We start from the raw sequence: 23,147 nt of genomic DNA, 5'->3' as shown, positions 1-23,147 counted from the left end.
TGGGGTGCTTCCCCGGTTAAAAGTTTCCTTTTTCTTTAAACTTACTTATTGATCAAGCGACTCCCCATTGAGATTCTGATAAATTGTATTGAGAATTCGCTTAAACTCCTCGAAATCATGAGGGCTTAAATTCTCCCATGCTTTCTCTCTAATCTGAAGAATCTCCGGTCGCAAAGAACTCACTTTAGAAACTCCAGTTTCAGTCAAATGCAACTGAAAACTACGGCGGTCCTGTGGATGTGGCACTCGCTCCACGTATCCCTTTTTGCAAAGCAAATCGATAATACGAGTAAGCGTAGGATGATCTTTAAAGACCATATTTGCCAATTCTGTTTGACTTAACAGGTCATTTTCAGAGAGGTTTTTCAGCACCAACCATTGATCGACGGTCACATCAAAATCTCCTGATTTGAACTGTTGCTGAGCATATTGCTTCACTTTACGGGCCGTACGGTCCAATAAAAATGAATACTTAGAATATTGCTCTTGTGTCATACCAATAGTTAGTGTGACAAATATATAAAAAATCTGAATCGGGAATACAATTCTCTATTATTTTTATAGGGTTTATAGGATATTGAATTTAAAATTTGAAATTTCAAATCTCAAATTGAGAAATATCTCAATACCCATATTTCCCTTGCCACTTCAAGCTAAGGTATCTTCTCAACTCATTTTCACGGGCATTTTCTCCTGGATCATACAGTTTTAAACCTTTTATTTCGTCAGGCAAAAACTCCTGAGCGACAAAGTTTCCGGGGAAGTCATGGGAATACTTATAGGCTTTTCCATAGTTCAAATCCTTCATGAGTTTGGTTGGAGCATTGCGCAAATGAAGCGGAACGGAGAGATCACCTTTCTCCCGGACCAAGGCCTGAGCTTGATTTATCGCCATGTAAGCCGCATTGCTTTTCTGAGAACTTGCTAAATAAGTCACGCACTGGGAAAGGATAATTCTAGACTCTGGATAGCCGATAATCTTAACCGCCTCGAAGCAATTGGTAGCCAAAAGCAGCGCATTTGGGTTAGCATTACCAATGTCCTCTGAAGCCAGAATCACCAATCTTCTAGCTATAAATTTCACATCTTCTCCTCCTTCAATCATCCGAGCTAACCAATAAACCGCTGCATTCGGATCAGACCCACGGATTGATTTGATAAATGCAGAAATAATATCGTAATGCTGTTCGCCTGATTTATCGTAAAGTGCTACTTTCTGCTGGGCAATCTGCATCACTTTTTCATCGGTGATCACGCAGGGATCCTCATTTATCCCATCGATTACGATTTCCAGCAAATTCAACAACTTCCTTCCATCTCCTCCAGAAATACGCAGGAGAGCATCGGTTTCCCTCAGCTCAACATTGATTTTCTTCAACTCAATATCCTGCTCTAAGGCCTGATGTATCATCGCTTCAAGCTCAGTTCTTCCCAATGAATTGAGGGTAAAAACCTGACATCTGGATAGCAATGCAGCATTGACTTCAAAAGAAGGATTTTCCGTTGTAGCACCGATTAGTCGAATCACTCCCTTTTCCACAGCTCCCAAAAGCGCATCTTGTTGGGACTTATTGAAGCGGTGAATTTCATCTATAAAGAGAACCACGCCTTGTTGAAACTTTGCTTTTTCGATTACCTCACGAATGTCTTTTACCCCAGAACTTACAGCACTTAGCGTGTAGAAAGGCGCTTTTATTTCATTTGCTATGATATTGGCAATGGTAGTTTTCCCAACACCCGGAGGGCCCCAAAGGATCAAGGAAGGCACATTTCCGGATTTGATCGCTTTAAATAAAAATGACTTGGGAGAGGACAAATGTTCCTGTCCGATCAAGTCTTCCAATCGGGTTGGGCGCATTCGCTCTGCAAGAGGGGTGTTATTCATTTTGAGAAATCTAGATTCAAGAGGCAAGATAAGGAGAAATGAAAAAAGGACTTCTGGCGACCTATATTTTGACAATAGTTGTCTAGTTGAATTCTCTTACTTTGAATTAATTCTGAATCATCCGAATTTATCCATTGCCATTTACTCTCCAAAAAAATAGCATGCTGGAGTTTTTGATTCTGATTTTAAAGGTCTCATAAATTAAGTCAGGCACACTATTCATTATTAGCGCCTTTGAAGAGTCCACCCAAACTTCACTTCAAAAACATAATCCCTATTAGACGTCTCCACAGGTGGCTTGCTGTCGGTATTCAACACATAGTGGATACCTATATTGAAATGGTTAAGAAAAATATATCTTACATCCAAGCTTAAGCTATTTCTGAATCTTTCTCGGTCATCAAAGCTTTTGAAATATGTCCAATCTGAAGTCAGATCCAAATGTTCAAATAATCTTCCATTAAAATTAGCATTAAACATCCCTTCGGTGCTTTTAAATTCACTAGGTGAGTTGGTATAGTTTTCATAGTTTGAAACCAAACCAGTGGTCACAGAAAGATGCTGTGCTCGGCGATATATCAGATTTTTACCTAGTCCAAGTGTGAAATTCCTTCTTTGATCCAAACTTTGTTCTGTACTGGAATAAAGCAATATTTTACCATTGAAAAACCATTCTTTGGGCAGAATATAGGAAAGATTATATGTAAATGAAGTCCTGCCAATTATGGTTAACCCAACTATTGCTCCATAGTCCTTGTATTCCAGGCCGGTATCCCATCTTCTTGTCCTAAAGCTAGTATTTAATCCCAGAGAAAGGGACATAGAATTGTTGGATTTAGCTCTAGTGTAGCCTGCATCTATCCCCAGCTTGAACTTATCTTTGAACTTCTTCTTTTGGTCTCTGGAAAGCTCAAAAATATCCCGTTCCTCAAAAAAGTAAACTGAATCAGCTGTCTTGATTCCTATCAAATCATTGTTGAGCGAGTCTAAAACCAAATTCCCACGCCAATTCTTATTTCGAATATCATTCAATAGAAATCCCTCAGAACTTTTGGCATTAACAATTTCACTTAGTTTTATATCCACCGCTGAGCTACGGTAGGAAGTTTTAAAATAAATCTTATCAAAGGTGATCTTTTCTATCTTCCCTATTAAAACATCCCCATACTTGGTGTAAAGACTGTCTTGAGCAGTGGCTTGAGTGCAAAAGCCGATAATACCTAACAAGAGAAGGGAAAAGAAAAGCGTCTTATTTTTCATTCAATCTAATTGTGGCCCAAAGATGCTAAAATTATATTTTTTGGGATTTTGAATGAAAAATATCTTGACCTTTGGACTTAGAGTGGTTGATTTCTTTAGAACATTGCTAACCTCTTCCCAAACTCTTCCAACTGGTCATCATCAAAATCCAAATGAGTAACAAACCTTACCAAGTCTGGACCGAATTTGACAGCTTTGATTTCCTTGCCTGCAAGATTCTTTAAGAACTCCTCCGGAGAAATCCCGTCCAATCGGGCAATTACAATATTTGTAGCAACAGGAAAAACCTCAGATACAAAAGACAACTTCAATAACATCTTTCCTAAGTCTCTTGCTCGCGCATGATCCTCGGTCAATCGCTCAACATGATTGTCCAAGGCATAAATCCCTGCTGCAGCCAAGAAACCTGCTTGTCTCATTCCTCCTCCCCAGGATTTTCTTACTTTTCTAGCCCGCTTAATATCTGATTTTGAACCCAGAAGCAAGGAACCAACTGGACAACCAAGACCTTTACTCAAGCAAATAGAAATCGTATCAAACTGAGCCCCCCAAGCGGCTGGACTTTCTCCTGATTCTGCCAACGCATTAAACAATCTTGCTCCATCCAAGTGCAGTTTCAGTCCATTATCATCGCATACTTTGCGAATTGGCTTGACTTCATCTAGCGTATAAACACTTCCCCCACCCTTGTTCATCGTGTTTTCCAAAGAAACCAAAGTGGTCTCAGGAGCATGTACATCGTCAGGATTAATAGATGCTTTGACTTGTTCTGCAGTAATTTTCCCCAAATCTCCTTCGAGCAATTTCACCGAAGCCAAGGAATTTGCCATAATTCCGCCTCCCTCGTAGAGGTAAACGTGAGAATATTTATGGCAAATCACTTCTGTTTGAATTCGGGTATGAAGCCTGATTGCAATCTGATTGGTCATGGTGCCTGAAGGACAGTAAAGCCCAGCCTCCATCCCAAATAGCTTGGCAGCTTTCTCTTCCAATGCATTCACCGTCGGATCTTCTCCAAAAACATCGTCTCCAACAGACGCAGAAAACATTGCTTCCTTCATTCCTGCGGTCGGTTTTGTTACCGTATCGCTTCTTAAGTCAATTATCATTTTTTGAAATACTTGGATTTAGAACTTTTTGATGGAGCCAAAGTCTTGATAGCAGCTGCTGCTTCGATCGGTCTATCAGTAGCAAGAATGTCAGCACCTTTCTGCACAAAACTAGTATAGAGTTGGTCTCCACGCGCAATGGCACTTTTATCAAGGTTACCAAGTACACCCAAAATGGTAAATACTCCTTTTTCGTGTAATGCCCTATTGAACTCCTGTGGGCGCTCAGTTACTCCCGTAAAAGCAATAACTCTAGTCCAAGGAATCCCTGTTTCCTCAAACCGCTCAATCTCTTCTTCGTTTCGGATAGTCACCGAAAGCATTAACTCAGGAGCCATGGAATGAAGCTTTTTGGCTGCCGCAAAAGAATAAGTGATCAAAGCTGCATGGGCTTCTGATTCAGTTTCCCGTACCGCTTCGATGATTTTTTCATAAGGAACCGACTGCTTAATATCAACAGTCAACAATGCTTTTCCCTTTGACCAGATCAATGCTTCTTCAAAGGTTGGCACCTTGAAATCGGTAACATTCCCATCTTCATCTTTCAGAAAAAGAGTTTGAATCTCTTCATAGGTGGCATCACTCACCAGCCCTTTGCCAGTTGTGGTTCTATCCAGTTTATCGTCATGCATCAGAACCAAAACTCCATCTTTGGTCATGGCCACGTCCAACTCAACAATTGTCGGCGTGTATTTCACCACATTGGCAAAAGTCTCAATCGAATTTTCCGGAAAACCTGGATACGGCCCACCCCGATGAGCAGAAACCATAGGAATGCGATCCGAAGTCCAGGTATAAAAATCCCGGGCTTCTTCTACACTGCCTACCTTAATGTAATTTTCAGTAGTCTCAACTCCTGATTCTACTTCAAGGACTTCCTGATGCTCTAGTGGTTTTTGGCTGCATGAACCAAAAACCAAGAGTAGAAATGGAATCCATAAAAACTTATTCTTCATCCTTTTTTGATTCTTTTTTGAAGATAAAATCCAGCCCGCTACTTCGTTTTTCGAAAATATCCTCCATATCCCTAAGCTCAAGATTCAAAGCTTTCGTAGAAATCTGAATTTCGATTAGGGATATTCCCAAGGAAATCAAGAGTGAAGCCATGCTCCCTACGAAAACCCAATTTGCTACCATGGTATATCCGCGGAAGAGCAAATACATACAAATGATGCATAATAAAAAGCTGAAAACTCCGAAGAGTTGCATGTTTTTGATGAGTGTAAGTCGGCGTCGCAAATTATGGATTTGCTCTACTATAATTTCCTGATTAGATGCCTCCATATAGTTTTTGTGCAATCCTCTAATCAAGCTGGCAATTGCTAAAAAGCGATTGGTAAAAGCAAGCATTAGAAGTGTGATTGCCGAAAAAAGTAAGGCAGGCGTTGAGAGTTGGAGTTCCATAGGCGAAAGTTAATAGATTAAAGATGCTTCTATTTCCCGAAAATGAAAAAAGCCTACTCCTTTCTGAATCTACAAACCAGAAAATCAACCGCTATCAAAACTTATGGTGTAAGCTAACTTGTAATTGGCCTTTGCTCCAGTTATCCGTGGTCTGCAACATCCAGCCTCCCTGCACCCGAAGATTGGATAGCAAGCCATATCCCCCGCCGAGGTATAATCGATTTCTATCAAATAGCTCTACCGTCCTTCCATCACCAATATCACGTTGCCCATTAATGAAAATCTCATTATAAAGAGCCAAGTAAACGACTCCTTTTTCTAATGCAGAACTATTTAATGGGACATTCAGAAAAAGGTTGTACCGATATCTGGTTCGTAGATCCTGCGACTCCACCCATCTTTGCTCATACCTAATCCGATGAGTGAACAGGAATCTGTTACCTACCTTAGTTGGAAAAAGTACCTCTTGGTAAATCCTGTTTTCCAGTACCGTGTCATCAGATTCACCGAAAGCCCCAGTTGTAATATGGGCATAACCCAGCGTAAATAAGATATTGGCATTTTCAGGCGTATAAGTAAGCCCAGACCTGAGCAGTAACTGCTCCAAATCACTTACTGGACTCCAAAGCCTAAGTTGCACGTCTCCTTGGATACCAAACTGGGAGTTTTTGAAGGATTTATTATAAAAGTACATGTACCAAGTACCCAGCTGATCTTCATCCGGACCTGATTGGGCAAAGGAAACCACGGACAATGCAGAAAGAAAGAGACTGAATACTAACTTTTTCATAAGGTAAAACTGGTTGGATTTTTACAAAATAAAAAAGCCTGCTCTTTTCAGAACAGGCAATTATAAATTAAATCATTTTAAATTCTTAGGCCACTTCACCCAACACTACCAACTTCTCTAGTGTCGGTGATTTGGATCCGCCTTTCGGCTCAATAGTTATCGCAAATGCTCCGGCTTGTGCTACCGCTTGCATCTGTTGTAAAGTGAGCTTTTCACCTGAATTCACCAAGCCAATTCCTACTGGCCCATCGTCACCGATAGCCCATAGTTGATAATCAAGATCATCACTGAGATCATTTAGGTTATTTACCGCAATAAATACTTCTTGTGCATTTTGATCCCAAAGCACATCGACTCTGGCATCCTTCTGCATGTCGAAGCCTTCGCCTTTCATTTCAATTCGCTTGAAATCTCCAGCTACAAATTTATCAAGACGACTATCTGCTTCTTCAAATTCCTGCTTCACCTGATTCAGGTTATCAGCCATTACGCTTTGATCCTGAAGTAAGGCAGTAAATTGATCGTTTCTTTTTTGGTACTTGTCAGCATAATAGAATGCTGCTCCTGAGGCTACTATTGCCGCTATAGATGCTGCTATCGCAAAAGGCTTCCAAGGACTACCAATAGGCACCACTTTGGTATCAGCTGGTGCGGCAGTTGGCTTTGGAGCTTCTTTGAGGATGAACTCATTTTCTAGGGTAGAGAAAATCTTATCCTTTACTTCCTGAGATGGCGCTACACCAGTCATATTATCAAAAGAGAACATAGTCTCCTCCAACTCATCCAACTCTTTTTGGATCTCCGGATGCATCATAGCTAGGCTCAATACCTCCTCACGCTCTCGCTCCGTCAACTCTCCAAGAAGGAAGAGTTCCAGTTTACCTGACGATATGTAAGATTGAATATCCACTAGATTCTTGCTACATTTTTTTTCAACACTTGTATGGCCGCTCTCACCCTAGACTTGACGGTGCCAAGAGGAATATCGAATTCTTCCGATACCTCAGAATGTGTATATCCTTTGAAGTAAATATACTCTACTATGAACTTCTGATCATCGTTAAGTTCGATCATCAGCTCTTTCACTCCGATTCCGTCTATTTGTTCTTGGGTGCCTGATTGGCTCTCCATTCCATATACGAAGTCATCTATTGTGTTGGTCTTACCGGATTGTGAAATTTCTTTGGAGCGGAGTTTATCAATTGCTGAATTACGACAAATATTAGCCATCCAAGTGTATAGACGGCCTTTTGATTCGTCGTATCGCTCTATTTTTCTTGTGATTTTGACAAAAGAATCATGAAAAACCTCCTCAGCAATATCCTTATCGAATACAATTCTTGAGATCACCGCATAGAGAGCTCTTGAATATTTGTCATACAAATACTCTGTTGTCTTTCTGTCTTTTGCCCTGAGTCCGGCGATGAGTTGTACTTCTTCCAAAAATTGGGGGTTTGAAAAATTTCTTCCTAAATGTAAAACACAAGACCTACACTAGTAAGTCTTGTGCCCATTATTTTCAAAATATTTTTATCAAAGGTGGATCACTTCGTCATAAGCTGCGGCCGCAGCCTCCATAATCGCTTCAGACATAGTTGGGTGAGGATGCACGGTTTTGATCAATTCGTGACCAGTGGTTTCCAGTTTGCGGATAGCCACAATCTCGGCGATCATCTCAGTCACATTGTATCCTATCATATGTGCGCCCAGCAGTTCACCGTATTTCTTGTCGAATACCAGTTTCACAAAACCGTCCTTTGCGCCAGCAGCAGATGCTTTTCCTGAAGCAGAGAATGGGAATTTACCAATTCTCAACTCGTAACCAGCTTCTTTCGCTTTAGCTTCTGTCATACCTACAGAGGCAATTTCAGGAGAACAATAGGTACAGCCAGGAATATTTCCATAATCCAAAGGATCTGGATTCTGACCTGCGATTTTCTCAACACAGATAATACCTTCCGCAGATGCTACGTGAGCCAACGCCGGACCAGGAATCACATCACCGATCGCATAATAGCCCGGCATGTTTGTCTTATAGTACTCGTCAACTTTGATTTTACCTTTGTCTACCAAGATTCCAACGTCTTCCAAACCTACATTCTCCAAGTTTGAAACTACACCAGCAGCAGATAGCACAATATCACATTCTAGCGTTTCTTCGCCTTTTGCAGTTTTTACCGTCACCTTACAGCCTGCACCTTTGGTATCTACCGCAGTCACTTCTGAGGAAGTCATGATGGTCATACCTGCTTTTTTGTAAAGCTTCTCCAAAGTCTTGGAAACTTCAGCATCTTCAACTGGTACGATTCTATCCAAAAATTCTACGATGGTTACTTCTGTACCCATAGTCGCATAGAAATAGGCAAACTCGATTCCGATAGCACCAGAACCTACTACGACCATTTTCTTTGGCATTTTATCCAAAGTCATCGCATCTCTATATCCGATAATTTTCTTCTTATCGATCTTCATTGCAGGAAGCTCACGAGATCTTGCACCAGTAGCGATGATGATATTATCAGCAGCATAGACCGTTTTCTTGTCCTCGCTATCTGTTACTTCTACTTTCTTACCTGGCTGGATCTTACCCCAACCTTTGATCACTTCGATCTTATTTTTCTTCATCAGGAAGGTAACTCCCTTGCTCATTCCGTCAGCTACTCCACGGCTTCTTTTGACGATCCCTGTGAAATCAGCGCTGGCGTCTTTTACGGTAATGCCGTAGTCCGCAGCATGATTGATGTACTCAAAAACCTGAGCACTTTTCAATAAAGCTTTGGTGGGAATACAACCCCAGTTAAGACAAATACCACCCAATTCCGCAGCTTCTACTACGGCAGTTTTTAGGCCGAGCTGGGAAGCGCGAATGGCAGCCACATAGCCACCTGGTCCACTGCCCACCACGATCAAGTCAAATTTGGTCGAAGACATATCTATTACTTGTTTTTTAAAACGAATTGATTAACGCAAAAATAGGCCTTTTGGCTTCAGAAAAAAATCAGGTTCACTTCTCAATTTCAGGATAAAAACCTGAATTCTGTAATATCTGAGCGGCTTATCCAATCAATATTTTACTATTACGCATAGAAATAAAATTATATATCTGATAATTTAACTTTTACCAACTATTACTTATTAGCAGAATCAAAAGACAAGGGAAATCAATTTTAGAATCGAAAGTTTTGGGTTTTTTTCTAATTTTGACCAAACAAAATTTTAAACCCCATGGGATTACTTTCAGGAAAAACGGCATTGATCACCGGCGCATCTAAAGGCATCGGAAGAGCAATAGCTATCAGATATGCACAAGAAGGCGCAAATGTCGCTTTTACTTTTTTGTCAAGTGTGGAAAAAGGCCAAACACTCGAAAGAGAATTGGCAGCATATGGCATTAAAGCCAAAGGCTATAGATCTGATGCGTCAGATTTCAAAGCTGCTGAAGAATTAGTAAATGCTGTTGTTGCAGAGTTTGGTGGATTGGATGTTTTGATCAATAATGCCGGAATAACCCGCGACAACCTGTTGATGAGAATGACCGAAGAAGCTTGGGACGAAGTGATCGGGATCAATCTAAAATCCTGCTTCAACACCGTAAAAGCAGCAAATAGAACGATGATGAAAGCAAAAGCTGGATCCATAATCAATATCACTTCCGTAGTAGGCGCAAAAGGAAATGCTGGTCAATCAAACTATGCAGCTTCGAAAGCTGGTATCATCGGCTTTACCAAATCAATCGCTCTTGAATTAGGCTCAAGAAATATCCGTTGCAATGCGATTGCCCCGGGATTTATTGAAACTGAGATGACTGAGGTTTTGGACGAGAAAACTGTCCAAGGATGGAGAGAAGGAATCCCTATGAAGCGGGGTGGCCGACCTGAAGAAGTGGCTGACGCTTGTGTATTCTTAGGGTCTGAAATGAGTAGCTATATCTCAGGACAGGTGCTTCATGTGAATGGCGCGATGTATACTTAATCAATTTGAAATTTATTATTTGAAATTTGAGATTAAACGGCTGGAGAGATTCAGCCGTTTTTTTATAGCAACCTTTGAGGTGTCATTTCGAAGGAAGGATGACTGAGAAATCTCCTCGAAGTTTTTTATTTACATAAGACCTTCTTATTTACATAAGAGCTTCGAGGTTTGAGAAACCTCAAAGGTCAGACGAACGGCTGGAGAGATTCAGCCGTTTTTTTTGTTTTAACCGCGAAGTGCACGAAGTGACGCAAAGCGGTGGGATTCTAGTTATCCTCTATTTATTCAATCACTAAACCGACTCAAGTCAATCTTATAGAACTCGTATTCATCTTCGGATGCTTGCTCGGGTTTATTGATAAATAGACCTTCTGAAGTAGAAAAAATATTCTCAAAACGGGTTCCTGGAGGGTAAACTACTTCGAGCTCTGCTCTCAGTTTCCATTCAGAATCATAGATCAAAAGTAAATATGTGTTTTCATCCAAATACAATCTCTGCCGGGGATCCTTGATTTCAGGATCGTCCTTTTCGTTCTTTACTAGTGTCATTCTTACATTCATACCAGAGGAAAGGTCATGAATCAGATGCAAATTGAGAGCTCCGTTCTCAGGTCTTTCCCAAGAACCCCTATTTCTATCTCCTACATAAGTATCTGGATAATATGGAAATGGAGTCAACTTAGTCAATTTTATACGGTCTATCACTTTACAGTTTTTGATTTGATAAAGGGAATCTGAATAAGGAAACATTGCCCAAGACTTCCCCTCTGCCACCATCCTCAGCAAATTTCCTCCTGAAGAAGACTGAGAATAGGATTCATCGTATGGCGCCTTAAAATCAGATTTACATATTAAATTTCCCTCACCATCAAATTCCCCTATCCAAGATTTGAATGACAAATCCAAACCATCCCTCCCTTCACGAAATGCCATAAATTCAAAAGGGTTAAACGTCAATTCATACCTATTGTCGGTAAGGGCATGAAATGCATTTCTCTTATCTGTCAAATAAAGGTATTTACCTGGCTCATATGCTTCCATATCCCGCATATATGAGAGAGCCAAAGTGTCATTCCTGTATATATTGGTAAAGCCAGTAGAGCTTGTTACAAATAATCCACCATCATTCAAAAAACCTCCAACTTCCGGCATACTTTTAAACGCCATTGGCCCTTCCCTAGGAACCACATAAGTTGCTGTTTTCCGACCGTTCTTGACATCGTAAAAACTAAAAATCTCATTCCACTTAGTATAAGCCATTTCAATCCCGTCTTTAGTTATACTTCCCTGAAACCCCATAAATCCAGTCTCTGAGTCCCGTTCAAAACTCATTTCTCCCAAGACAAAATCTTCAAGCTCACCTTGGATCGGCTCTTTTTCTTTGGAACAAGCAAAAAATGTAAAGACCAGTAGAAGAGAGTACAGATGTTTCATTTACGAAATTTTAGAAGGATAACTAATAATACATAAAATCCTTTATCAATCATCCTGAATTGCCGGTAAAAAAAATTTTGAATGAAAACACCCTTCAATTTAAATCAGAAAACTTCATTTGAAAAATAGCATTATTCTTATAATCAGTTATAAAACATTAAATTCAGTAAAAAATGGACAATTGAAATTTTATTGATACCACTTTTAATTTTTTGGCATTTTTATTGGTACAAATAACATTTTACTATTTATAAGTTTTGAAATCACCCAGTTTTCACCCCATTCAAAAACTTTTAAACAAGTGAAAAAATATGTTTATACCCACACCCAACTTTAAAAAATATGAAAAAATCAATATCCGAAAAGCTAGGCATGATTACTCTAGCTGGATCCGTGTTAATGGTTTCCTGCTCTCCTCTGATCGAAGAAAGCATAGATCCTCAGCTAGTTAAATCATCAGAAGCACTTGTAGTTCCCGGATCATCCGGAGACCTAAATGCCAGAAAATCAACTGAAGTAGCTTATTTCGAACGGTTCACGAATCAACTTACACAGTTAGATGAACACGGTAATTGGACCGCAGTTAATCCCACATTCTTTCCAGGTACAGGCATAGGGAATTCCAGTCATATGGGGAAAGCCCTTACTTTTCTTAATCAGCGTACTGATAGATTAGGAACCGTGGGTGCTCCAGTGACTCAATTTTATTCTGAACAACTAGAAGCTTTAGGGATTTTTGTAGATAATCTTGAAGTAAGTTCGGTAACGACAGATGGAAAAGGCAATTCTGTTTGGTTCAAAAACATTCAAAACATTGCCTCTCCAATTAGTGAAGAGAGAATTGAATTTAAAGCTGAGGTTGAAATTATAGGAGGAACAGGGAAATTTGAAGGTGCTTCAGGTTCGGCAACTGTCGATGGTTTTTTCAATCCTACAAATGGCCAAGGCATGAGCACTATTAAGGGAAACATGTTGTATTAATCACCAAGAGTATAAGTAAAAAAGGCCAGCAAATGCTGGCCTTTTTATGTTTAGAATGTTCGTGTTTAAATCTGAGCTTGGCTCAATTTCAAATCAGCAAACTATCTTACAAATTAGTCTTCTCCCAAAAATGGATATTTGTAATTCTCAGGAGATACAAAAGTCTCCTTAATCGTACGTGGAGAAACCCAACGAAGCAAGTTGATCATAGAACCAGCTTTATCATTCGTCCCTGAAGCTCTAGCTCCACCGAATGGCTGCTGACCTACCACTGCACCTGTTGGCTTGTCATTGATATAGAAGTTACCGGCAGCATTTTTTAGTTTAATAGTCGCCAATTCCACCGCATAGCGATCCTGGGAGAAGATTGCTCCAGTCAAAGCATACGGAGAAGTCTGATCAACCAATTCCAGCGCCTCTTCGAATCTTTCTGCATCATAAACATATATAGTCAACACCGGACCGAAAATTTCTTCACACATGGTCGTGTACATAGGATCTTGGGTTACGATGACAGTTGGCTCGATGAAGTACCCCTTCGACTTATCGTAGTTTCCTCCAGCGATGATTTCCACTGCTGGGTTAGCTTTCGCATTGTCTATGTACTTAGCGATTTTATCAAAAGATTTCTCGTCGATCACCGCATTGATGAAGTTGGTGAAATCTTCCGTTCCACCCATTTTCATATCAGCAAGATCAGCCAGCAAGTTTTCTTTCACCTCATCCCAAATATTTGAAGGGATATAAGCGCGGGAAGCAGCTGAGCATTTTTGACCTTGGAACTCAAACGCCCCTCGGGAAAGCCCTACAGAAACAGCTTTTGGAATTGCAGATTTGTGAGCGATTACAAAGTCTTTTCCACCTGTCTCACCTACAATTCTTGGATAAGATTTGTATTGGTGAATGTTCGTGCCAATTGTTTTCCAGATATGCTGAAATACGCCTGTAGAACCTGTAAAGTGAATCCCTGCGAAGTCAGGATGTTTGAATATCACATCTCCTGCAACAGGTCCATCCACATAAATCAAATTGATCACACCAGCTGGAACTCCAGCTTCTTTGAACACTTGCATCAGCACATTTGCAGAATAAATCTGCGTATAAGCTGGTTTCCACACGATGGTATTACCCATCATAGCTGCTGATGCTGGAAGGTTACCAGCGATTGCTGTAAAGTTGAATGGAGTCAGGGCAAATACGAATCCTTCAAGAGGTCTTTGCTCCAGTCTATTCCAAACGCCATTTCCAGAAACCGGAGGCTGTTGAGCGTAGATTTCAGTCATGTATTGCACATTGAATCTCAAAAAGTCAATGAATTCACATGCCGCATCTATCTCTGCCTGCATCGCATTCTTGGACTGACCAAGCATGGTTGCTGCATTGATTTTAGCACGATATGGCCCAGCCAAAAGATCAGCTGCTTTCAAGAAAATCGCTGCTCTTTGTTCCCAAGCTAGGTTTTCCCAAGCTTCTTTGGCTCCCAAAGCTGCATCAATCGCCTGCTCAACGTGAGAAGCGTCTCCTTCATGGAAATGCCCCAACACGTGTTGATGATCGTGGGGCGGAGACATAGTGTGCTTATTACCTGTTCTGACTTCATCGGAACCAATATACATTGGCACATCAACTTGCTGAGATCTAGCTTCTTTGAGTGCAGCTTGTAACTCTTTTCTCTCGGGGCTTCCGGGAGCGTATGCTTTTACCGGTTCGTTCACCGGAGTTGGTACATTAAAAAAACCTTTGAGCATGATATCTGGGGTTATGATTTTCTGATTCGCCAAAGATAACCAGAAGGTTTTATTGGCGGGTGGATTTGAAGTAAAAGAACCCTAAAGTATGTCTTCTAGTTCTCTCAAATGTGAAATAGTATAGGTAGGCATCAGGTCAATGGACTTTCCAAGTGGATTGAAAAACACCTGATCTATACCCGCATTATATGCTCCTTTGATATCAGAGATAGGATTATCTCCTATCATCAGGCTGCTTTCTTTAGTTGCACCGGCTTGCTCCACAGCATATTGAAAAATTCTCGAATCAGGTTTTTTATGGCCAGTAGTCTCAGAAGTAACAACTATATCAAAGTAATCACTTAAGCCTGAAGATCTCATTTTTTTCGACTGACTTTCATAAAAACCGTTTGTGATCACATAAAGCTTATACTTTGGTTTGAGGTAATCCAAGATTTCAATCGTGTGTGGAAAAAGATGAGGTTTACTAGAAGTTCGGTGCATGAAGTCTCCCTCAAATTCTTCGGGAATCACCGCATCGATCGCTCCAGCCTGAGCAAATATTCTTGGAAAACGAGTTGACCTCAATTCTTCCTTAAGCAGTTCTCCTTTATCATAAGCTGCCCAAAGCTTGAAATTCACAGCATAAAAAGAGTCGATAAAATGCTGAGCAGATGATAGTCCTAGTTCCTCTAACTTATAATGAAGAAACAGCTCGGAAAGGGATTCTTGTACATTTCGATCATAATCCCAGAGTGTGTGATCTAGATCGAAGAATAGGTGCTGGTAAGTTTTCACGGTGATTAACGACGGTACTGATTATTCTGAATTTTATTGATTGCGAGCTCCCTGTTTGATTTTAAGATTTCAAAGGTTTGTTGATCCTTGATTAGGCTAGGATCTTTCTGGATAAACTTGAAAATCTGCTGAATGATTTCCATGTATTCTTCCAAAATGTAATAAAACACCCATTGGTCCACACGCCTGCTACCTAAAAGTCCTGCGTTTTTTAAGTAAATTAGATGCCTGCTTGTTTTTGTTTGGGTAAAATCTAGGATCAATTCAAAGTCAGAGATTGAAAGTTCCTTGTTGAGCATCAACAGGTGAAAAATCCTTACACGAGGCTCCTCTGAAAGAGCTTTAAAGATCCTAAGTCCGTAGTTTAAACTGATGTTTTTTAACCGCATTAGTAAGTTTTAACGGAGTTTATGAGGGTAAAATAAAAATTCATCCGAAATTGGAGTATTATCGTACCACTATTGACAACCATCTACCGTTCTATTAAGTTATTTTATTTGTGAAGAATCAATTACTACTTCGAATCACGTTTCTGTTTGTTTTGGGATTTATTTTTTCCCTGAATCACGCTAATGCCCAAGATGCGCAAGAAAAAAAAGTAATCCAACTATCTGGCATTATCCTTAATGCAGATAGTACAGATGCTGTGGCAGGGGTGAATATCTACGTTCCGAAGAAAGGAAGAGGTACCAGTTCAGGTCGGTTTGGTTACTTTTCCATGCCGGTTCTAGAAGGAGATTCAATTATCTTTAGCTTTATCGGTTTGAAAAAACAGACATTTAAAGTGCCTGAATCAGTAGAAAGTGACAGAATTAGCTTAATACTTACAATGCAGGTAGATGAAATTGCGTTGGCGGAAATCGAAGTAATGCCATATCCTACCGAGGAGGAATTCAAACAAGCAATAATTGCGTTGAATGTAGTCGATCCAATGTCTATTTCACGAGCCAATATGAGTCCTGAAATGCTCCTTCGCTGGGCAGAATCCATGCCTGCCTCTGGCAACGAAAACTTCCGCTATTTCCAGCAAACCCAAGCACAACAGAATCAGGATCTCTATGGTCCGAGAACACTCAGGCTCCTCGATCCATTCGCTTGGGGGCAGTTTATTCGATCAATTAAGCGGGGTGATTTGAAGAAGAAGGATTAGAAGAGGCTCTTTTATTGGTGCTATATTATTTCTCGCGGCGACGCAGCGGCGCGACGAATGATTTCGACCATGCTATAAATTGTTTGCCACTCTTTTAATTCCATCTTTTAATAGGGCTTCGTTGAAATTCAACAAGAGACCTAATTTCAACTTGGTTAGCCGTAAGTAGCTCATTAATTGCTTGGAGTGGACAGGAGCGATAACTTGTACGGATTTAATTTCCAAAATCACTTTATCCTCAACTATTATATCTGCTCTAAATCCATTTTCAAAAGTTATATCATCCCATTTAAAAGGAATGAAAACTTGATTGGATACTTTAAGTCCAGATTTTTTCAACTCGTGCATTAACACCCTTTCATAAATAGATTCCAGCAAACCTGGCCCCAATTCTCTATGAATTAAGAATGCTTTATCCAGAATCAGAGTAGAAATTTCATTTTCAACCTTTTCCATGTTCAAATAAAAAACACGCAGCGCCGCCGCGTCGCTGCGAGAAACATTAAAACATTCTAATCGATCTCCGGCAGTACCCAGTCTTCCAACACGCTTGGGAGGCGCATCATCTCTTCGATGGCAGCTACACTTCGAGGTGCATCTCCTGAAAGGTTCACAGCGCCTTGCTCAGTGATCAAAATGTCATCTTCAATTCTTACCCCTATCCCCCACCATTTTGGATCACAATCTGCCCCTTCAGGTATGTATATTCCCGGCTCAATAGTGAACACAAAACCAACTTTCAACGGCTCACGGGTTCCTCGATCATGCACATCTAAACCAATGTGATGGCTAGTGCCATGAGGAAAATACATGTGACTTTCTCCAGCTTTGATTATTCCAAGTTTTGCAAGTCCATCATTAATGATTTGACGACCTGCAGCATCTATCTCCTGAAAAGTTACCCCAGGTTTTGAAAGGGCTATCCCAGCTTCTTGTGCTTGATACACCAGTTCATAAATAGCTTTTTCCTCTGCATTGAATTTGCCATTTACCGGAATTGTACGGGTGACATCGGCGGTATACCCTCTCCATTCTGCACCGAGATCCATCAGGAGAAGTCTATCTTTTAGATCACGCTTGTCATTTTCGATGTAGTGTAAAATACATCCATTATTTCCTCCACCTACTATCGAAGGATAACCTAACTCTTCTGCACCGTAGCGTTTATAAATAAATTCATGCACTCCCTGGATTTCCCGCTCAGTCATCCCAACTTTCGCCGCTTTCATCACCTCTATTTGTCCTACAGCCGAAATTTTTACCGCTTTCTTTAATAAGACAATTTCCTCAGGAGTTTTTATTTCTCGAAGCACTCCCATTAAACTCGGCAAAGAAGTGATGTCAAGTTTTTGTTCTGGAATTCCTTCCTTTACAATCATACGTTTTTCAGGAGACTCTGCATTCATAAAAGAACTAATCAACGGGTCATCCATCATTTCAGGATATTGCTGCTTATATCTTCCCAGCATCTGAACCACTCGATCAGAAGATTCCAAATCAGAATTTTTGATTAATCTATACACTTGAGCACTTGCTTCATTTAGCTTCTCAGGATAGGCAGTGGCTTTTTTAAATTCCTCTACCATTGTGATCAATGCGTCATTGCTACTGCTTTCTTCTATATCCTCAGAAAGGCTAAAGGTCAACACCTTATCAAAGTCTTGAAGATTAATCCCTGATTTCGCCCCGAAATCCGAGTTGAGCAGCGCTTCCTTAAATCCCAATTCATTCATCATCCCTTCTACTCCCAAGCGCTTGCCATTCCACATTTCGGCACGAGGGTCTCTATTTTGCACGAAAATGAGTTCATCAGCCATTCCGCCATTTACCTCTCGCATTTCGCTAAATAACACAAGGACTGCATTGGGCTCACGGAATCCTGTCAAATAGAAAAAATCTGTATTGGGGTGATAAATATAATCTACGTCATTGGTTCGGTTTTTTACTGGATTATTAAAAAACACAGCCACAGAATTTTTCGGCATGAGCTTTCTCAACTCATCTCTTCTACCCCTATGCCACTCAGAAGTAAGTCCGTCTTCAAAATAGGACTGAGCGAAACCGCTCGCAGCGAACATCACCAAAACTAGAGTCCAAATAGTCTTTTTCATAAAATTAAATTAGGTATGGAAATCTAATGTCTATTGTTTTGACCATTTAACAAAGTCTTAATCCACAGATAGCACCATATCCTTATCTTTGGGAGTCCAAAAAATTTAAACCATGGGATCGGGCTGAACCTACCGAAAAGCGGTAGACTGCTAGGTAATTTCCAACCATGTTAGATTTTCCCGAATAAAGTTTCGGAAAAGGCTATTTGGCCCATTAATAACAATCATAAACACATGAAAAAATCAGGGATCGTATTTTTGCTTTTTATTTTGGCCTCAGGCCCATTGCTGGCGCAGTCAACTGCTAAAAAGCCCAAGCTAGTTGTAGGAATTATTGTCGACCAGATGCGTCAGGAATATTTATATCGTTTTGCCGATAGGTATTCAGATGGTGGATTCAAGCGTATGATGAAGGATGGCTTTATGATGAAAAATGGTCATTACAACTATATTCCGACATACACAGGACCAGGTCACGCATCAGTTTACACTGGTACTACCCCGGCTACACATGGCATTATCAGCAATGATTGGTATGTGAAAAGTTTAGACAAAATGATTTACTGTGCAGAAGACACACTGGTGACTAATATTGGTGGGTCTGAAGCAAATGGCTTTATCAGTCCAAGAAACCTACTAACCACTACCATCACAGATGAACTTAGAATTGCGACTCAAAAGCGTTCCAAGGTAGTTGGTGTAGCAATAAAAGATCGAGGAGCAAGTCTGCCTGCAGGTCATTTAGGCGATGCTTACTGGTATGATTCCAATACAGGTGAATTCATGACCTCCACCTATTATTATGATAAATTACCAAAGTGGGTAGATAAATTCAATGACAAAAAATCAGCTGACACCTACTTATCTCAAACTTGGAATACACTTTATCCTATAGATACCTATAAAGCGAGCATGGTGGATGACAATCCATTTGAGGGTACTTTCAGCGGAAAAGACACCCCTACCTTCCCATATGATCTGAAGGAACTTAGAAAGAGCAACGGAGAATTTGGGATAATCGCATCTACTCCTTTTGGAAACTCAATGACTTTAGATTTTGCTTTAGCAGCGCTTGAAGGCGAAAAAATGGGGATGGGAGAAGAAACTGATTTCTTGGCTCTGAGCTTTTCATCCACCGATTATGTAGGACATAGATTTGGACCACAATCGAAAGAAATTGAAGACACCTACTTAAGATTAGACCAAGATATTGAGCGCTTACTGAACTACCTAGATGAGACTTATGGTAAAGACCAATATGTAGTTTTCCTATCTGCTGATCACGCTGTAGCGGAAATAGCCACACATATGATCAGCGAAAATGTACCAGGCGGGAATCTTCGCACAAGCTTAGTCGGCACGGCACTTCTCAATTATATTTCTTCAAAATACGGGGCTGGAAAATGGATTAAAAACAGCTCAAATGGCCAGCTTTTCTTAAATCATGAGTTGATTCAAGAGAAAAATATTAATCAGGAAGATTTCGAAAATGAGATCGCTCAGTTCCTGTTAAAGTTTGATGGCATTAAAGAAGTTTATACTGGTACTGCCTTGCGCACGAGAGAATTCACAGAAGGCCGGGCTATGCGACTACAAATGGGATACAACCACAAAGCTTCGGGTGATATCTTGATGATCTTGGAGCCGGGATGGCTTACTGGCGGAGCAACTGGTACTTCCCATGGAACAGGATATTCTTACGACACCAATGTGCCAATCCTATTCTATGGATGGAATGTGCCGGCAGGAGAAAGCTCTCGCTATGCAACAATCACAGACATCGCTCCTACACTTTCCATGATGTTGGACATCAAATTGCCGAATGGTACGACCGGACAGCCAATCTTGGAAATCACAGACAAGAAGTAAGAATTAATTCTCCTCATGTAAAAAGCCTCGATCTGCACAGATCGAGGCTTTTTGATTTAGTGCTTTTTAGACAAACTCGCTTTACTCCGTCCAGCTCATCGGATAATTTTCATCTACAAATTCAAGTGCATCAGTAGTAATCTGAAGTGACTTAAACGTATCCAACATTACAGCATATTCATCTGTTGCTTTGGCTCCGATGGATTTCTCAACTGTCCCAGGATGCGGACCATGTGGCAAGCCCCCCATGTGAAGTGTGAAAGATCCTCTATCGATTCCTTTTCTACTCATAAATTCTCCTTCGGCGTAATACAAGACTTCATCCGAATCAATATTCGAATGATTGTAAGGTGCAGGAATAGAAAGTGGATGATAATCAAAAAGCCTTGGCACAAAGGAGCAAATCACAAATCCCCAAGCTTGGAATGTCTGGTGAACAGGTGGTGGCTGATGGATTCTCCCAGTGATAGGTTCAAAATCATATATGGAAAGCGCATAAGGATATAAGTAGCCATCCCAACCAACAATATCCAGCGGGCTGTGGCCATAAGCGTAATGATGAAGCATTCCCTGCTTTTTGATCTGGACTAGGTATTCAGCTTTCATATCCTCGACATGAAGCTCATATGGCGGACGAATATCCCGCTCACAATACGGCGAGTGCTCAAGTAATTGCCCTACCTCATTTCTATAGCGCTTGACCGTCTCAATAGCCCCAACAGATTCTATAATTAACAATCGCAGTGGACCCTTTTTCTCAAATTCAAAGCGGTAAATCGTCGTGCGAGGAATGACGATGTAATCTCCCTTATGAACTTCAAGTTTCCCAAACTGTGAATACATCACTCCTTCCCCATCGTGCACATAGATTAACTCATCTCCATCCGCATTTTTGAAATAATAATCCATTTTCCGCTGGCGAGGAGAGCAGATACCCATCATGACATCTGAATTCATCATGAGGTTTTTTCGTGCAGACAAATAGTCATCACCAGTGAATTCTACCCCAGAAGTCTTCAGGTGGGTTTGATTTAGCCCATGCGCTGTAGCTGGTTTCCAGGAATAAGGTTCAGGCTTGCCAATAGACTTTACTTGATTTGGATTATGAATATGGTAAAGTGTGGAGTAGATTCCTGAAAATCCTTTTGAACTGACCACTTCCTCTTTATAAAGACTGCCATCTGGCTGACGGAATTGTGTATGTCGTTTGGGCGGGATAGTGCCCATTCTGTGATAGTATGCCATTAGTTTTGGGTTTATTTCTTAGGCTAAATTTAAGCAAAGTATCAAAAGGACTTCGACTGTAGGTAGTAAAATAAGAGTATTACTTAGGTCTTTGTTTAAAAAATCACCAGCTTATTTACTTCTTCAATGATTAGAATGAAAATCCTTAAAAAACTAAATACGTACGAAATAGCAGGGAAAAGTCATAAAAAAAGCGGCTTTCGCCGCTTTCAATGAAATGATAATACTTAGTCTTCGAAAAGTTCTTTTCTAAGTTTATCTTCTGCTTGTCCAGTTTTCTTTTGAATTCGACCAAGCAATTCATCTTCTTGTCCTTCGACATAAGTCAAATCATCATCGGTCAATTCTCCGTATTTTTGTTTAAGATTACCTTTCAAGATATTCCAGTTTCCTTTTAATTTTAAGTTGGAAGACATAATAATAGTGGTTTAAGTTAATGATATTTGAATACTACTTATAAAGTCGCAAAGCCCATACCAAGCAAACCCAAAATGAAGATACTCCTAACCTTATCACTTGTAATCTTTATCTTAAATACGCCCTTAATAGCTCAGGAAGCGCGATTAATTTGGTCAGATGAGTTTTCTACCGAAGGTCTACCAGACCCTGATAAATGGACTTATGATGTGGGAGATCATGGATGGGGCAATGATGAATTGGAATATTATTCACAAAGTGACCTTAAAAATGCCCGAATTGTAAATGGGGAATTGATCATCGAAGCGCATGCTGATCCTTCTCACCCCAAAGGATACACTTCTGCACGACTGCTTACAAAAGGCAAAGCTTCCTGGCAATTTGGTTACATAGAAGTCAAGGCTAAATTGCCCTATGGTCGAGGTACATGGCCTGCAATCTGGATGCTTCCTGAAGAAAATCTCCATGGTGGATGGCCAAAAAACGGGGAAATTGACATCATGGAACACGTGGGTTACGACCCCGGTAAAGTTCATGGCACAGTGCATACCGAAGCATTCAATCACGTAATAGGAACTCAAAAAGGAGGATTTCAACAAGTCCCTGATTTCAACGATGTTTTCCATACCTACGCTGTTGACTGGACTGCTGATAAAATTGATTTTTTGATCGATGACTCCATTTATTTTACTTTTGAAAATACCGGAAAGGATTACAAGGAATGGCCATTTGACCAACCTTTTCACCTAATCCTAAATATTGCCGTTGGTGGTGGATGGGGAGGACAGCAAGGTGTAGCTCCAGAAATTTGGCCACAGAGAATGGTGGTAGATTATGTGAGGGTTTATGACAAAAAACCTCAACAGTGACATTTCAGTTAGTATTTTCAGAATGAAATTATATTTAAGAAACTTTTATTCTTAGTTTATCGAAATTTGGGAAGTCTGAAAGATATTCCTAAACTGGCAAACGACTTAGACCCTAATTAGCTATCC

Annotated in this window: 23 protein-coding genes; 5 read left to right on the top strand and 18 right to left on the bottom strand. The window is 40.4% G+C overall.

The genetic code is table 11. From position 1 onward, the window contains the following. Window positions 1-45: 45 nt before the first annotated feature. From AACZ87_RS08600 to lpdA, 10 genes are all read right to left on the bottom strand, one after another. Window positions 46-495 (bottom strand): MarR family transcriptional regulator, encoded by a 450-nt coding sequence (locus tag AACZ87_RS08600; RefSeq protein ID WP_339866443.1) that lies wholly within the window; start codon window positions 493-495, stop codon window positions 46-48. 127 nt (window positions 496-622) lie between these two features. Then, window positions 623-1,885 (bottom strand): replication-associated recombination protein A, encoded by a 1,263-nt coding sequence (locus AACZ87_RS08595; protein WP_339866441.1) that lies wholly within the window; start codon window positions 1,883-1,885, stop codon window positions 623-625. A 225-nt stretch (window positions 1,886-2,110) separates the two neighbouring features. Next, entirely contained in the window at window positions 2,111-3,145 is a 1,035-nt protein-coding gene (locus AACZ87_RS08590; protein WP_339866440.1) for a DUF481 domain-containing protein, read from the bottom strand. Window positions 3,146-3,240: 95 nt separating this feature from the next. Beyond that, window positions 3,241-4,254, bottom strand: a complete 1,014-nt coding sequence (locus tag AACZ87_RS08585; protein WP_339866438.1) for a GntG family PLP-dependent aldolase — start codon at window positions 4,252-4,254, stop codon at window positions 3,241-3,243. Further along, complete coding sequence (locus AACZ87_RS08580; protein ID WP_339866436.1) at window positions 4,251-5,210, bottom strand: glycerophosphodiester phosphodiesterase family protein; 960 nt, start codon at window positions 5,208-5,210, stop codon at window positions 4,251-4,253. Before AACZ87_RS08580 ends, AACZ87_RS08585 begins: the two co-directional genes overlap by 4 nt. Further along, window positions 5,200-5,658 carry a DUF2721 domain-containing protein gene (locus AACZ87_RS08575; protein ID WP_339866435.1) on the bottom strand — a complete coding sequence of 153 codons (459 nt, stop codon included), beginning with the start codon at window positions 5,656-5,658 and terminating at the stop codon, window positions 5,200-5,202. Before AACZ87_RS08575 ends, AACZ87_RS08580 begins: the two co-directional genes overlap by 11 nt. A 94-nt stretch (window positions 5,659-5,752) precedes the next feature. After that, a complete protein-coding gene (locus AACZ87_RS08570; RefSeq protein WP_339866433.1) occupies window positions 5,753-6,448 on the bottom strand; it encodes a DUF2490 domain-containing protein in 696 nt (231 codons plus the stop codon). 85 nt (window positions 6,449-6,533) lie between these two features. After that, window positions 6,534-7,358: an anti-sigma factor gene (locus AACZ87_RS08565; RefSeq protein ID WP_339866432.1), complete on the bottom strand. Its 825-nt coding sequence runs from the start codon at window positions 7,356-7,358 to the stop codon at window positions 6,534-6,536. Then, window positions 7,358-7,891, bottom strand: coding sequence for a sigma-70 family RNA polymerase sigma factor (locus AACZ87_RS08560; protein WP_339866431.1), 534 nt, complete (start codon window positions 7,889-7,891; stop codon window positions 7,358-7,360). The genes AACZ87_RS08565 and AACZ87_RS08560 overlap by 1 nt, the downstream gene beginning before the upstream one ends. Before the next feature lie 90 nt (window positions 7,892-7,981). Beyond that, a complete protein-coding gene (lpdA, locus tag AACZ87_RS08555; protein WP_339866430.1) occupies window positions 7,982-9,379 on the bottom strand; it encodes a dihydrolipoyl dehydrogenase in 1,398 nt (465 codons plus the stop codon). Window positions 9,380-9,673: 294 nt separating this feature from the next. Here lpdA and fabG point away from each other — a divergent pair, with 294 nt between their 5' ends. Then, window positions 9,674-10,420, top strand: a complete 747-nt coding sequence (gene fabG, locus AACZ87_RS08550) for a 3-oxoacyl-[acyl-carrier-protein] reductase (protein ID WP_339866429.1) — start codon at window positions 9,674-9,676, stop codon at window positions 10,418-10,420. Window positions 10,421-10,705: 285 nt separating this feature from the next. Here fabG and AACZ87_RS08545 read toward each other — a convergent pair whose 3' ends face one another. Next, window positions 10,706-11,854: a hypothetical protein gene (locus AACZ87_RS08545; RefSeq protein ID WP_339866428.1), complete on the bottom strand. Its 1,149-nt coding sequence runs from the start codon at window positions 11,852-11,854 to the stop codon at window positions 10,706-10,708. A gap of 342 nt (window positions 11,855-12,196) precedes the next feature. Here AACZ87_RS08545 and AACZ87_RS08540 point away from each other — a divergent pair, with 342 nt between their 5' ends. After that, window positions 12,197-12,835 carry a hypothetical protein gene (locus AACZ87_RS08540; RefSeq protein ID WP_339866426.1) on the top strand — a complete coding sequence of 213 codons (639 nt, stop codon included), beginning with the start codon at window positions 12,197-12,199 and terminating at the stop codon, window positions 12,833-12,835. A gap of 113 nt (window positions 12,836-12,948) precedes the next feature. On the opposite strand, the gene pruA is transcribed toward AACZ87_RS08540, so the two are convergent. The 3 genes from pruA to AACZ87_RS08525 form a co-directional block, all read right to left on the bottom strand. Beyond that, entirely contained in the window at window positions 12,949-14,583 is a 1,635-nt protein-coding gene (gene pruA, locus AACZ87_RS08535) for an L-glutamate gamma-semialdehyde dehydrogenase (RefSeq protein WP_339866424.1), read from the bottom strand. 81 nt (window positions 14,584-14,664) lie between these two features. After that, entirely contained in the window at window positions 14,665-15,360 is a 696-nt protein-coding gene (locus AACZ87_RS08530) for a YjjG family noncanonical pyrimidine nucleotidase (protein WP_339866423.1), read from the bottom strand. 5 nt (window positions 15,361-15,365) lie between these two features. Continuing rightward, window positions 15,366-15,749, bottom strand: a complete 384-nt coding sequence (locus AACZ87_RS08525) for a metalloregulator ArsR/SmtB family transcription factor (RefSeq protein ID WP_339866421.1) — start codon at window positions 15,747-15,749, stop codon at window positions 15,366-15,368. 110 nt (window positions 15,750-15,859) lie between these two features. Here AACZ87_RS08525 and AACZ87_RS08520 point away from each other — a divergent pair, with 110 nt between their 5' ends. Continuing rightward, on the top strand, window positions 15,860-16,510 hold the full coding sequence (locus AACZ87_RS08520; RefSeq protein ID WP_339866419.1) for a carboxypeptidase-like regulatory domain-containing protein: 651 nt from the start codon (window positions 15,860-15,862) through the stop codon (window positions 16,508-16,510). 72 nt (window positions 16,511-16,582) lie between these two features. Here the strand turns inward: AACZ87_RS08520 and AACZ87_RS08515 are convergent, their stop codons facing one another. Then, window positions 16,583-16,966 carry a GxxExxY protein gene (locus AACZ87_RS08515; protein ID WP_339866417.1) on the bottom strand — a complete coding sequence of 128 codons (384 nt, stop codon included), beginning with the start codon at window positions 16,964-16,966 and terminating at the stop codon, window positions 16,583-16,585. A 56-nt stretch (window positions 16,967-17,022) separates the two neighbouring features. After that, the gene (locus AACZ87_RS08510) at window positions 17,023-18,621 is read right to left on the bottom strand and encodes an aminopeptidase P N-terminal domain-containing protein (RefSeq protein ID WP_339866415.1); all 1,599 of its coding nucleotides are present in this window, start codon (window positions 18,619-18,621) and stop codon (window positions 17,023-17,025) included. A 234-nt stretch (window positions 18,622-18,855) separates the two neighbouring features. Between AACZ87_RS08510 and pafA the strand changes: the two genes are divergently transcribed. After that, a complete protein-coding gene (gene pafA, locus AACZ87_RS08505) occupies window positions 18,856-20,490 on the top strand; it encodes an alkaline phosphatase PafA (RefSeq protein ID WP_339866413.1) in 1,635 nt (544 codons plus the stop codon). An 81-nt stretch (window positions 20,491-20,571) separates the two neighbouring features. Here the strand turns inward: pafA and AACZ87_RS08500 are convergent, their stop codons facing one another. After that, entirely contained in the window at window positions 20,572-21,735 is a 1,164-nt protein-coding gene (locus tag AACZ87_RS08500) for a homogentisate 1,2-dioxygenase (RefSeq protein ID WP_339866411.1), read from the bottom strand. A gap of 227 nt (window positions 21,736-21,962) precedes the next feature. Next, window positions 21,963-22,151 carry a CsbD family protein gene (locus AACZ87_RS08495; protein ID WP_339866409.1) on the bottom strand — a complete coding sequence of 63 codons (189 nt, stop codon included), beginning with the start codon at window positions 22,149-22,151 and terminating at the stop codon, window positions 21,963-21,965. 75 nt (window positions 22,152-22,226) lie between these two features. On the opposite strand from AACZ87_RS08495, the gene AACZ87_RS08490 reads away from it, so the two are divergent. After that, complete coding sequence (locus tag AACZ87_RS08490) at window positions 22,227-23,021, top strand: glycoside hydrolase family 16 protein (RefSeq protein WP_339866407.1); 795 nt, start codon at window positions 22,227-22,229, stop codon at window positions 23,019-23,021. Window positions 23,022-23,147: the final 126 nt, after the last annotated feature.

The organism is uncultured Algoriphagus sp. (assembly GCF_963974365.1).
In the GTDB taxonomy this organism is placed as follows: domain Bacteria; phylum Bacteroidota; class Bacteroidia; order Cytophagales; family Cyclobacteriaceae; genus Algoriphagus.
Note: the sequence above shows the minus strand (reverse complement) of the source record. Positions and strands in the feature narration are given on the sequence as shown.

Bases quoted from the DNA above. Each gene is read 5' to 3' on its own strand.
- AACZ87_RS08600 (WP_339866443.1), bottom strand. From the start codon at position 495: ATGACACAAGAGCAATATTCTAAGTATTCATTTTTATTGGACCGTACG.
- AACZ87_RS08595 (WP_339866441.1), bottom strand. From the start codon at position 1,885: ATGAATAACACCCCTCTTGCAGAGCGAATGCGCCCAACCCGATTGGAA.
- AACZ87_RS08590 (WP_339866440.1), bottom strand. From the start codon at position 3,145: ATGAAAAATAAGACGCTTTTCTTTTCCCTTCTCTTGTTAGGTATTATC.
- AACZ87_RS08585 (WP_339866438.1), bottom strand. From the start codon at position 4,254: ATGATAATTGACTTAAGAAGCGATACGGTAACAAAACCGACCGCAGGA.
- AACZ87_RS08580 (WP_339866436.1), bottom strand. From the start codon at position 5,210: ATGAAGAATAAGTTTTTATGGATTCCATTTCTACTCTTGGTTTTTGGT.
- AACZ87_RS08575 (WP_339866435.1), bottom strand. From the start codon at position 5,658: ATGGAACTCCAACTCTCAACGCCTGCCTTACTTTTTTCGGCAATCACA.
- AACZ87_RS08570 (WP_339866433.1), bottom strand. From the start codon at position 6,448: ATGAAAAAGTTAGTATTCAGTCTCTTTCTTTCTGCATTGTCCGTGGTT.
- lpdA (WP_339866430.1), bottom strand. From the start codon at position 9,379: ATGTCTTCGACCAAATTTGACTTGATCGTGGTGGGCAGTGGACCAGGT.
- fabG (WP_339866429.1), top strand. From the start codon at position 9,674: ATGGGATTACTTTCAGGAAAAACGGCATTGATCACCGGCGCATCTAAA.
- AACZ87_RS08545 (WP_339866428.1), bottom strand. From the start codon at position 11,854: ATGAAACATCTGTACTCTCTTCTACTGGTCTTTACATTTTTTGCTTGT.
- AACZ87_RS08540 (WP_339866426.1), top strand. From the start codon at position 12,197: ATGAAAAAATCAATATCCGAAAAGCTAGGCATGATTACTCTAGCTGGA.
- pruA (WP_339866424.1), bottom strand. From the start codon at position 14,583: ATGCTCAAAGGTTTTTTTAATGTACCAACTCCGGTGAACGAACCGGTA.
- AACZ87_RS08525 (WP_339866421.1), bottom strand. From the start codon at position 15,749: ATGCGGTTAAAAAACATCAGTTTAAACTACGGACTTAGGATCTTTAAA.
- AACZ87_RS08515 (WP_339866417.1), bottom strand. From the start codon at position 16,966: ATGGAAAAGGTTGAAAATGAAATTTCTACTCTGATTCTGGATAAAGCA.
- AACZ87_RS08510 (WP_339866415.1), bottom strand. From the start codon at position 18,621: ATGAAAAAGACTATTTGGACTCTAGTTTTGGTGATGTTCGCTGCGAGC.
- pafA (WP_339866413.1), top strand. From the start codon at position 18,856: ATGAAAAAATCAGGGATCGTATTTTTGCTTTTTATTTTGGCCTCAGGC.
- AACZ87_RS08500 (WP_339866411.1), bottom strand. From the start codon at position 21,735: ATGGCATACTATCACAGAATGGGCACTATCCCGCCCAAACGACATACA.
- AACZ87_RS08495 (WP_339866409.1), bottom strand. From the start codon at position 22,151: ATGTCTTCCAACTTAAAATTAAAAGGAAACTGGAATATCTTGAAAGGT.
- AACZ87_RS08490 (WP_339866407.1), top strand. From the start codon at position 22,227: ATGAAGATACTCCTAACCTTATCACTTGTAATCTTTATCTTAAATACG.